We start from the raw sequence: 10,504 nt of genomic DNA, 5'->3' as shown, positions 1-10,504 counted from the left end.
GGTCGCGGTGCGCGATCGACTCGGTGAACATGCGGGCCCTCAAAGGGGGGACCTGACAGGTCCCAATCCTGTCGATCGGGGCAAGAAGGGGTCGAAGATCCACTTGATCACCGACCGGTATGGCGATCTCGGGGGCCAACACCCACGACAGCCAGGCCCTGCAACCCCTGGTGGAGGGGATCCCACCGATCCGCTCCCGCCGCGGACCCCGACGGCGCAAACCGGCCAAGCTGCACGGCGACAAGGGCTAGGACTACACCCACCTGCGCCGCTGGCTCCGCCAGCGGGGGATCGTCCACCGCCTGGCCCGCAAAGGGGTGGAGTCCTCACAGCGGCTGGGCAGGCACCGGTGGCAGGTGGAGCGCACCATGGCCTGGCTGGCCGGATGCCGTCGCCTGCACCGCCGCTACCGGCCGACCACTTCCTGGCCTTCGCGGGCATCGCCTGCACACTCATTTGCTACCGCAGACTCACCAAATGAGATGAGCTCTAACGAGTTGGTGCGTGATAGCGGGTGAGGCTTCGCTGAAGAGTCGTGGCATGCTCGGGCCGTGGCGATCAAGCTCAACCGCGCGGTCCTAGCCCACCCTTGGCTCACCGGCATCTCCCATCACCATCTGGCCGCGCTCGTCGAGGAACTGGCCCGCCCCTGGGAGATGGCCGTTGAGGACCACCGGAACCGGGTCCGGGGCGGGGTGAGGAAACGTGCAGCCGGGGCGGGTGCCCGGCACCGGTTGGTTTTTGTCGACCGCCTGGTGGCCACCCTGATCCACCTGCGCCATGACCTGCCGCATGCGGTCCTGGGCCTGCTGTTCGGAGTGGACCGTTCCACCATCACCCGCGCCGTCGGTCAGATCCGCACCCTGTTGGCCGAGCGCGGATGCGCGGTCCCCGACCGCCCGGGAGTCCGGCTGCGCACCTTGGAGGACGTCTTCGCCTACGCCCACGCCGAGGGTGTGGAACTGCGGCTGGACGCCACCGAGGTGCAGGTCCGCAGGCCCCAGGTGAGCCGGGGCGGTCGGCGGGCGTTCGTCTCGGGCAAGAAGAAGCAGAACACGATGAAGGCCACCGTCGTGGCCGACCACCGGGGGCGCACGTTGTGGACCGATGCCATGCGGCCCGGGCGGATGCACGATGCCACCGCGGTGCGCACCGCGGGCATCGACGCGTGTTTCCGGTACTTCCCCGAGGTGGAGGTGCTGCTCGACGACGGGTATCTCGGGCTGCGACGCGACCATCCGGGGAAGGCCATTACCCCGCCGCGCAAGCCGAACAGGAGTGCGCTACCCGAGTTCCACGAGCGGTGGAAGCTCCACCGCCACGCGCATTCCTCAGATCGGATCACCGTCGAGCACGCCCTGGCCGACCACAAGCGCTGGAAGCAGTTGATGCGCTGGACCCATCGGCGGGAGAACCTCCCGGCCACCTACCGGGCCATCGCCGGGCTGGTCTCCGACCGCACCGCGAACACCTGACCAGCACCACGAGCGGGTCCACCATGCCTCACCCGCTATCACGCACCAACTCGTAAGCACACCAGAAAGCAGTATGTAGTCGGCAAGGACCTCGCGAGGTGCCATCGGACACCGCCAGAGGCCGGTGTGTGCTCCGTTCGTGCTCCGCAGTTCCGGACTGGGAAGGCACCGGGCGTCACCACACAGCACCCGACAGCACGGCTGATCGGATGGTGTGGGACATAACGTCACGAAGCAACACGTGGCGACACGAAACCAGCGAACTCCTCATCCGATGGTCCCAGGTTCGAATCCTGCCGGGTGCGCCACAAAACCCCAGTTCAGACGGGGTGCGCGAGACGAACAGGCAAGGCGCCGGGCCCGGATCGGGGCCTGACATCCTCCAGGTGTGCTCCCCCGTGCAGGGTCCAGTACAGATGGGCGAGCACCTCGCGGAGCATTTTGCCATCCCGTGGCCTTGGGCGGCCATCGCCCGGGGCGGCCCCGTGTCCGCCCACCAGCGGCCTTCAACCGCCCCGATGCCCCCCGTGTGAACCCTTCGCGGCCAGCCGCACCCCACCGGCCGCATACGGCCGTTCCAGCCGAAACCCCTTACCTTCACACGCCACAATCAGATGGCATGAACAAGGCGAGGTGGATTCGGGTAACGGCCGCCGCCGCGGCCCTGACCGTATCGGGGGCGGAGTTGTGGTCCGGCAGAGGTCCCACCGCACGTGACCGGAGAGAAGCTGTCTTGTGGGCACCAGGCATCACCAACGCGCTGGCATTGACTCTCACCTGGCTGGTGTTCTCCGGCTTCTTTCGCCTCTCCCCACCCGGACCATGAGTCCGGCGACACCGCCACGCCGTCGAACCTTTCCGTCCCGATACGTGAACAGATACGGAGGTGCGCCCCTGCCCCGACACGCAAACCTGCAGTCGGGCACGGCAACTGCAGGAGGATGAACTGGCGACAAGGGCAAGGTGGTTCGTCCAAAGATCTTCGATGCTACTCTCCTGGGCCGGGATCTGCGCGACACGGCTGCTGCAGAGTCCGGGCACCATGCTCCTGGACGGTACGGTGGCGGTATGCCGCGCCGGATGTCCACACCCGAATGGCGGCGGTTCGTCTCCGAAGGTGCCCGAACCGCCAAACTGGCGATCGTTCTGGAGGACGGAACACCCCATGTGACGCCCGTGTGGTTCACGCTGGATGACGGCGACGTCCTCTTCACCACCACCGCCTCGACCCGCAAGGCCCGAGCTATCGCACGCGAACCGCACGTGGCCCTGTGCGTAGACCGTGACGAGCGCCCTCTGTCCTACGTTTCCGTTCGAGGGCTCGCCGAAGTCACCGACGATCCGGACACGGTTGGCCCTTGGCTGGAGCGGATCCTCGCTCGATACGGGGAGACACAACCCTCCTACAGCGACCTGGGATCAGGGCCCGACCGGCGCCTACTGATCCGAGTCCGTCCTGACAGGGTCACGGCACTGGCCTTCGACGACTGACGGTGATGTCAACTCGTCGAGACAACACCCTCGTTCTGAGCCCGGCCATGGAGCAGGGGTCGTCGCGTCTTCCCCTGCGGAATACAGAAGCTCGGGCACACCCAGGAGCGGATGTTGAGCTCTTCGACGGTCGCGGTCGGGACGGCTGCTGGGTTGGGGCCTCGCTGCCTTGGCGCTCTTTCCTGGGAACTGGCACCTCCAGCCTCGACGGGACGCCCGGACCGAGCGCATCCTCATAACCCGTCCAACAGGCCGTTCGTCCTACGTGAGCGGCGGAACGCGCGCCGAGGAAAGCATGACGATGACGGCCGGGCGCACTTGTGGGCGGCGGTGGCCCGGTGACCGCGCGTACTGGAGTCGCGGCGGTTCTCCCAGCTGACCACGAAGGTTTTCCGGTCCAGGGAGTGGATGACGGCGCGGCCCCTCGCCTCGCCCGCTGAGGATCGCGATCTCCTCTACAGTCCTGGAGCACCGAGGGGCGTCGCGTCATCACATAACCCCCTCTTCCGAACTCGAATTTCATTAAGGCGCTATAAAACCACTAGCCCCTTCGATGCAGGTAACCCATCTATTACCGTGGAGACATACTTCCCACAAACCACCATTGACCTGCCAACCCTCTGTACATTCACATCTTGACTCGACGCAGAAGCAATGGAATGCTACCAAGGGTGTTCCAGTAATTACCCACAAGCCACCACCTTGATGTCGGTCTTGCGTGGCCTCCACGGCATACACCGACACCCCAAGAAAAACAATATGACCACCGCCCCCTCACGGCGGACCGCCGACTACCAGAAAGGAGGAAGAGATGGAAGACCGCATCACCGATTTCGAGCAGGAAGCGGACGTCGAGGACGTCTTCGTTGACGAAGCGATCGTCCCGTAGTCGGGTGACCTGGTGTGGGGCCACCTGAATCGGGTGGCCCCACACCAGCAAGGATGGGAGATTCACACGTGCCGTTCAACGCGAGAACACCCCTGTGCATCATCAGGATGCCCTTCCAGTACCGCTACAGTTCGCTCAACGTCGCGGAAGAGCCGCTCATCACGTATCTCCTCGGGTATTTTTCTGCCGTTGGATTCACCGACTACGAGGTCCACGACTTCCACCTCGAGCGCGACACCGAACTGTCCCCCCTCTCCCAGCAAGAATACGGCGGATACCTCATCCCCCTGCGGGAGACCGGAGAAAACCTCCACTACGTACGTCGCGCCGCCTTCTTCCTCGCCTCACAGGGAAAGCGAGTGTGGATCTACGGGCAGGTCGCACGGCTACGCAGGTTCGACGACTGGCCGCCATCGGTCGTCATCGTGCGGCACGACGAGCGTGAGATCGCCCGCGCTCTCGGCCTACCCGAGGACGGCCCCGGCTTCACCGATGGGCTGACGGCGCGCCCCTACATGCAGGGGCTAAACCTGGAGTCCTGGCAGATACGCCGGGCCCGCGCAGCCGTGGAGACCACCCGCGGCTGCCACTACGGATGCTCGTTCTGCTTCATCAACCAGGGGCGCAACTACCCCGAGCGCTGGCAGGTACGCCACAACGACGACATACTGGCCGATCTGCGACGCTACTGCGACATGGGCGTGCGCAACTTCGTCTTCTACGACTCCGAGTTCATCGGCCGCGACGACGCGATCCTGCAAGGCCGGGAGGAACTGCTGAAGCGCATCGTGGACGAACTGCCCCCCATCCGCTTCAAGATCTACTGCCGGGCGGACACCCTGCAACGATTCGGTCGTCTGGACCTGCTCAAACAGGCCGGTCTCGTGCAGGTATTCGTCGGTGCCGAGTCCTTCGACCAAGGGGACCTCGACGCGCTGAACAAGCAGCTCGACGTCTCCACCGTGGTCTCGTGTGTGCGCGCGCTACAGGAGCGCGGTATCTACGCCAACCTTTCCTTCATCGTGTTCAACCGCAACACCTCGCTCAGCTCGATCCGCCGCAATCTCGATGTCCTGGATGGACTCGCCGCCTCCAGGTCGCGACTGCTCGGCGTCCCCGCGTTCACGTTCTCCTTCGAGAGCGACTGGCGGGCCGACCTGCGCAAGGGTGAGCGGCAGCGGTTGTCGGGCAGGACCTACGTCGGACACGACTTGTCGCAGAAATCGCAGCCCGCGGGCGCGCAGATCTTCAACGCCGAGCTCGAACCGCTGATGGAGCTGTTCCGCCTGCTGTCCTACGAGTGGAGCAAGAAGCTCGTTCGGCTCAACATCGCCCGCGACACCGCCTCGGACTCGGCACGGGGAGCCATCAACGCCTGGGTGGAAGGGCTGACGCACTTCTGCCTGCGCGTCCAACGCACCTACCTTGATCTCTTCGAATCCGGGCACATCACGCTCGACACTCTGCCCGCCTTCCGCGAACGGCTGTTCTCCGAAATCGCTGGCTTCCACTCCGTCCTCCCCGAAGGGCTGCGGGAACTGGAGACCTACGACAACCACGCCCGTCCCATGGACTACGAGAGCCAGTCCTCGCTCACCGAGGCTGAGGAGTACTGGTACGACACGATCCCGGCCCTGGCACCGACCTCATGACCGAGCGTCCGATCTCCGCCTACTACGACGAGGCACCCGAGATATACGCCGCCGTCGCGCGCGACCGCGACTTCAGCGCACAGACCGACGTGCTCGACGAACTCGTCCCAGAAGTGACGGGTCGGCGACGACGGCTTCTGGAGCTGTTCGCCGGTCCTGCCTACCACTCGGTCGAAGCACAGCGCCGTGGCTGGGGGGTCACGGCCGTCGACTCCAGTCCACGTATGCGCGACCTGGCGCTGGCCGACGGATTCGCGGATCCGGACGCCTACGTCGTCGGACCGCTGCCCGACGCCCTGGGACTCGTGCGCGCGGACGAACCGGTCGACTGCGTGCTTGCTGCGCGCTACTCGCTCGGTCACCTCGACCGGTCCGGGTTGGACCTGCTCCTGGCGGGGCTGGCTCCGTTCCTGCGGTCAGGCGGCGTCGTGCTCCTGGAACTCCATGACATCGCCATGGTCACCGCCGGACTCGACCACCTGGACATCCAGGTGCGCAGCACACGTCTGCCCGACGGCACACGCGTGCGCTGTCACTGGCCCGACGGCCCCATGGACTGGCGAAGCGACGACCACGTCGTACGGATGCCGGTCCGGATCGAAGTGACCACCACCGACGGGCGGCAGCACGCGCTGCGCTATCTGTCGACTGAACACGTCCACAGCGCGGCGGAAACGGCCTACATGGCCGCGCGGCACGGGCTGCGTACACGGACTCGGTCGCCCGAACCCGATGAGCTCGGCGCGGCCTTCCCCGGCGCCGTGGTGCTCGTGCTGGAGAAGGAGTAGAGGGAGCCATGAAGCAGATGTTCGACTACTCACGCCCCCTGAGCCGGGACGAGGCCCAAGTGCACCTGCTGGACCACGACGGGGCACCCGGGTTCACCGGCCTGGCGGACCGTGTCATGGATGCCGGGCGGACATACGGGTTCTCCGTCTCGGTGCTGACCCGGCTCACCCCCTGGCAGTGCGCCCCGCCCCCCACGGGGCACCGTCTGCTGCTGGTGGTCACCCGCCGTCCGTTCGACGAGTCGCTCGCCGACCTGCTGCTGACTGAAGGTCTGGCCCGCTACTCGGTGATCTCGGTGGCCTTTCGCTACGACGACGAAGCCCAGATGCTCTCGTACTCCGATGCGGTGGAGAAGTTCAAGCGCCTTGCGGCCGACAGGGTCAACTTCCTGAGGCCCGTGGCCGGTCCGGACGGTGCGATGTCGGTCCCGGACGACAAGCTCCTGGACAACAGCATCTGCGACAGCGTCCGCATCAAGTACCGTCCGGTCAACACCGACCCCCTGCCCGTGGTGCTGGACGAACAGTCAAAGACGTTCTTCCAGCACGCCTCCCAGATATTCCAGCAGTACCGGCTCTACCACCGGTCCGCCTCCGACGGCTACTTCGCCTGCCGTCCCCCGGGAGCGACGGGCTTCTTCATCACCGCGACCAAGTCGTACAAGGATCCGCTGGATCTACGCCGTATCGCGTTCGTGGAGGACTACGACGAGGCCGCCAACGAGCTGCGCTACCGAGGGGCCTACCTGCCCTCCTCCGACTCGGTCGAAGCTTCGATCCTCATGGCGCTGCGGCCGGAGGTCACCAGTATCGTCCACACCCATGCCAGCGAGGCCTTCACCCGAAACCCCCGGTTCCGCGACCGCGTACTGGTGGGGATTGAGCGCTACGGCGAGCCGCAACTGGGCCACCTCGTCCACAGAGCACTAAATCTCGTGGACGACGGCTTCCTGATCATGGAGGATCACGGAGAGGTGTTCGTCAACGACACACCGGAGGTCTCCCCGACCCTGCTGTCGTTGGTGCGACGTTGAGACCGACCGGGAGAAGGTGCGGGAAGTGAGCAACATCGTCATCGTGGGCGCCGCACGTGGACTGGGACTGGCCCTGGCCGAGGGACTGATCGGGCCCGACGACCGAGCATGGCTGCTCTCGCCCAACGAACCGGCCCTGGCCGATGGCAAGCACGTGGTGTGGATCCCCGTCGACCTCGCCAACGACAACACTCACCGCGACGGAGTGGCCGCCGCCATCGGCGAGGAACCGGTCCACACCCTCGTCTACAACTCCGCGGTCTGGGAGGACGACCGGTTCGACCGGATGGACGTCCAGAAGCTGACCCGGGTCCTGGACATCAGCCTGTCCGGCGCGATCCAGATCATCCACCGACTGCATGACAACATCGTCGCCGATCGCGGAAACATCGTGTTGATCGGCTCGACCTGCGGCCTGGACAACGAGGGAGCCACATGCGTCGCCTACACCGCGGCCAAGTTCGGCCTGCGCGGCGCCGCGCACGCGTTGCGCTCCCACTTCCGTTCCGCCATGGTCCGTGTCACCTGTGTCAACCCCGGATCGATGGCCACCGACACCCCCCTCGGTGACGCCGAGGCGGCCCTCCAGCGCCACGGCTCCCGGCGCATTCCGGTCGATGACGTCGTCTCACTCGTCAAGTGCGTGTTGTCCCTCTCTCCTGCCGCGTGCGTCAAGGAGATCTCCCTGCCCGCCACCCTGGACACGGATGTGTGATGTGAACGACGCCCACTCCCAGGTACCGCCCGTACGACAGACCGCCGACGTCATCGACTTCGACCAGCCCTCCTTCCGTGACCCAGAGCATCAGCAGCGGTACGCCCGTGACGGCTACCTCGTCCCTGAAGGGGTCCGTCTGCCGGAGGACGCCTTGGCCGCGCTGGAGAAGTTCTACCTCGACAACCGCCACCACTACGCCGACCTCCGCTATACCAGCACGCTCGCCCTTGGCAGCGCCCGTGAGCACCGCGTATCCGCTGATCAGGTGTTCAGGAAGGCGACGGACGCGTGCGCCCGGGAACTGTTGGACGGATACGTGCAGTACTACGGTGGCCTGGGTGTCAAGGCGCCCACGGGGGAGACTGCTGTCCTGGAACTGCACCAGGACCTCACCATGGTTCCTTACGGTGAGGGCCGTTGCGGAGTCACCTTATGGATTCCCCTGTGCGACGTGGGCGAGGACAACGGGTGCCTGCAGGTGGTGCCCGGCAGCCACTTGACCAATCGCAGACCGCGGGGTGCGGGGATGCCGTTCGCTTACCGGGGGGAGGCGGATCTGGTCGCACGCCACCTGGTGTCGCTGCCGGTGAAGCGCGGACAGGTGGTGTTCATGGACCAAGCGCTGATCCACCGCTCCGGCCCCAACCACACGCCCGGCGTCCGGGTAGCGGCCATGGGCATGCTTCGGCCGAGCGAAGCGTCACTGGTGTACTACCACCTCGACCGCGGAGAAGACGGACCGCTACTGCACCGCTACACGGTTCCGGACGACTTCTACCTTCATCACCGCCTCGGCTCACGACCCGAGACGGGAGAATACGTCGGACAGAGCCGACCGGTGGTGGTACGCCATTCCTGGGACTGAGACACCCTGGGTTCAGCCCCCGTCAGGAGTGCCCCCGAGTAGCCAGTCGACACGCCGCCGGGCGCGAGTGCGTCCGGCCTGGTCGGATTCCACCAGCAGTGCCCAGGAAGCGGCGGCCAGGGTCCGCGCCCGCACCATAAGGTCGAGCGCCTCCGAGCGCGGATCAACGCCGTAAGCCGCCACCGCGCGGTCCAGCAGGTCGGCGGCGCTGCCGTGTCCGGTCCTGCCCAGCACACGGGGACCGGCGACGAGTGAGGCGAGGTCCCACTCGGCGGGTCCCCGGTGCACGTCCTCGAAGTCCACCCACACCGGCCCCTCGGTGGTGTCGAGCAGGTTGCCAAGATGGGCGTCGCCGTGCAGCGGACGACTGTGCCAGTCACGCGAGGCGATCGCCTCGAGCACCTCTCCATAGACCTTCAACAGTGCCTCAACCTCACTTGGTGAGACCAAATCCGTACCGTGCAGTCGTTCCAGCCATCCGCCCGTCTCGGCCAGGACACCGAGTTCGGGCAACTCTCCGGGCAGGTCCGCCAGGTCCTCGTGCAGTCGCCGCAGCGAGCGCCCGATGACATCCGGGGCACGAGGAGGACGCCCGTGGTGTTGGAGCAGACCGGTGAGTAGAACGAACGCGGCCCCATGGCGATGCGGCCCCACAGGCACACCGTCCGCGGGCGCGACCGCCTGGCGCCCAGCCAGATGATGGATGGCGGCTGCCTCACGCGCCAACCAGGCGATGGCGTCGCTCCCACGGGTCGTGGCCACGGAGACCGGCACCCGTGCCACAACCGGATACGGGCGCAGGTGGACGAGAACGTTCGACGCGGCGTGCAGGATCGAGGGATCATCCGAGGACAGGCCGAACCGTGCGGCTACGGCAAGAGCCGATTCCACCGCGTGGTCCATGTGTGCTCACCGCCGGGGAGCGAAGGGGGTTGCACAGTAGGTATGGCCGCGGTGCGGAATCGACAAACGTTCCGTCGGCGCGGAGTCGAAGAAGACGTCGCCCGGGCAGGCGACCTTACTTGGTGAAGGCCAGGCTCTTGCGGGTGGTCTCGTTGGGCGCTTGTCACCGTATCCGTGTGCGCTCGACCTGTTCTGGGTTGTGCTGGCTGCCGAGCTTCTCACTGTCTTGATACACAGGCGGACACGGATATCTGACCTTGAGCACCTCGACACGAAGACCAGAGAATGAGCGCTACGAATTTGGTAGGGCGAACTGCATGATGAGCGTCCCCAGGGGACCTTTGATCCGATCGGTCACCGGCCCCGGGCATGAGGAAACCCCAGGCCAGTCGGTATGAACCCGTGGGCTGGCCTGGGGGCAGTGGTGCCGTGCGCCTCGGGGTGTGCTCACCGGTTCGGCTACCCGGCCCTCACCGGAGCCGGGTCTCGTAGCAGTGCGGTGGTGGCTTCGGCCGCCGCCTTGGCCACGTCCGGGAACACCGACTGGTAGGTGTCTTGGGTGAAGTGCGTGGTCGCGTGCCCCAGCTCGCTGGACATGATCTTCACGTCCGTCCCGGCCGCCAACGCCAACGAGGCCGTACCGTGGCGCAGCCCGTGCAACGTGATCGGCGGCAACCCACTGGCGGTGT

At 66.1% G+C, this 10,504-nt stretch carries 9 protein-coding genes and 2 pseudogenes; 8 read left to right on the top strand and 3 right to left on the bottom strand.

Features of this window, described 5'->3' with window-relative positions:
• From FYW99_RS23945 to FYW99_RS23935, 3 genes and pseudogenes are all read left to right on the top strand, one after another.
• A pseudogene (locus FYW99_RS23945) lies at window positions 1–481 on the top strand (transposase); the annotation flags it as partial.
• A 70-nt stretch (window positions 482–551) separates the two neighbouring features.
• Complete coding sequence (locus FYW99_RS23940) at window positions 552–1,475, top strand: transposase family protein (RefSeq protein ID WP_190394783.1); 924 nt, start codon at window positions 552–554, stop codon at window positions 1,473–1,475.
• 1,080 nt (window positions 1,476–2,555) lie between these two features.
• Window positions 2,556–2,966, top strand: a complete 411-nt coding sequence (locus FYW99_RS23935; RefSeq protein WP_150254275.1) for a PPOX class F420-dependent oxidoreductase — start codon at window positions 2,556–2,558, stop codon at window positions 2,964–2,966.
• Window positions 2,967–3,917: 951 nt separating this feature from the next.
• Here FYW99_RS23935 and FYW99_RS31915 read toward each other — a convergent pair.
• The gene (locus FYW99_RS31915) at window positions 3,918–4,169 is read right to left on the bottom strand and encodes a hypothetical protein (protein WP_190394782.1); all 252 of its coding nucleotides are present in this window, start codon (window positions 4,167–4,169) and stop codon (window positions 3,918–3,920) included.
• Between the two features lie 45 nt (window positions 4,170–4,214).
• Here FYW99_RS31915 and FYW99_RS23930 point away from each other — a divergent pair, with 45 nt between their 5' ends.
• From FYW99_RS23930 to FYW99_RS23910, 5 genes are read left to right on the top strand one after another with little or no spacing between them, the layout of a single operon-like run.
• Window positions 4,215–5,507: a B12-binding domain-containing radical SAM protein gene (locus FYW99_RS23930; RefSeq protein WP_190394781.1), complete on the top strand. Its 1,293-nt coding sequence runs from the start codon at window positions 4,215–4,217 to the stop codon at window positions 5,505–5,507.
• Window positions 5,504–6,295 (top strand): class I SAM-dependent methyltransferase, encoded by a 792-nt coding sequence (locus FYW99_RS23925; RefSeq protein ID WP_150254273.1) that lies wholly within the window; start codon window positions 5,504–5,506, stop codon window positions 6,293–6,295. The genes FYW99_RS23930 and FYW99_RS23925 overlap by 4 nt, the downstream gene beginning before the upstream one ends.
• Window positions 6,296–6,303: 8 nt before the next feature.
• Window positions 6,304–7,329, top strand: coding sequence for an aldolase (locus FYW99_RS23920; RefSeq protein ID WP_150254272.1), 1,026 nt, complete (start codon window positions 6,304–6,306; stop codon window positions 7,327–7,329).
• 25 nt (window positions 7,330–7,354) lie between these two features.
• Entirely contained in the window at window positions 7,355–8,044 is a 690-nt protein-coding gene (locus FYW99_RS23915; RefSeq protein WP_190394780.1) for an SDR family NAD(P)-dependent oxidoreductase, read from the top strand.
• A gap of 1 nt (window position 8,045) precedes the next feature.
• Window positions 8,046–8,912: a phytanoyl-CoA dioxygenase family protein gene (locus FYW99_RS23910; protein WP_190394779.1), complete on the top strand. Its 867-nt coding sequence runs from the start codon at window positions 8,046–8,048 to the stop codon at window positions 8,910–8,912.
• 12 nt (window positions 8,913–8,924) lie between these two features.
• On the opposite strand, the gene FYW99_RS23905 is transcribed toward FYW99_RS23910, so the two are convergent.
• Both FYW99_RS23905 and FYW99_RS23900 read right to left on the bottom strand, forming a co-directional pair.
• Window positions 8,925–9,803 carry a phosphotransferase enzyme family protein gene (locus FYW99_RS23905; protein WP_190394778.1) on the bottom strand — a complete coding sequence of 293 codons (879 nt, stop codon included), beginning with the start codon at window positions 9,801–9,803 and terminating at the stop codon, window positions 8,925–8,927.
• Window positions 9,804–10,274: 471 nt separating this feature from the next.
• A pseudogene (locus FYW99_RS23900) lies at window positions 10,275–10,499 on the bottom strand (tyrosine-type recombinase/integrase); the annotation flags it as partial.
• Between the last annotated feature and the right edge of the window lie 5 nt (window positions 10,500–10,504).

Source organism: Nocardiopsis deserti (assembly GCF_008638355.1).
GTDB classification, from domain to species: Bacteria; Actinomycetota; Actinomycetes; order Streptosporangiales; family Streptosporangiaceae; genus Nocardiopsis; species Nocardiopsis alborubida.
The sequence above is the reverse complement of the archived record's forward strand: the minus strand, read 5'-3'. Positions and strand labels throughout refer to the sequence as shown.

What these genes read in the sequence shown, in the direction of transcription:
- FYW99_RS23935 (WP_150254275.1), top strand. Translation starts at nt 2,556, where the DNA reads ATGTCCACACCCGAATGGCGGCGGTTCGTCTCCGAAGGTGCCCGAACC.
- FYW99_RS23925 (WP_150254273.1), top strand. Translation starts at nt 5,504, where the DNA reads ATGACCGAGCGTCCGATCTCCGCCTACTACGACGAGGCACCCGAGATA.
- FYW99_RS23920 (WP_150254272.1), top strand. Translation starts at nt 6,304, where the DNA reads ATGAAGCAGATGTTCGACTACTCACGCCCCCTGAGCCGGGACGAGGCC.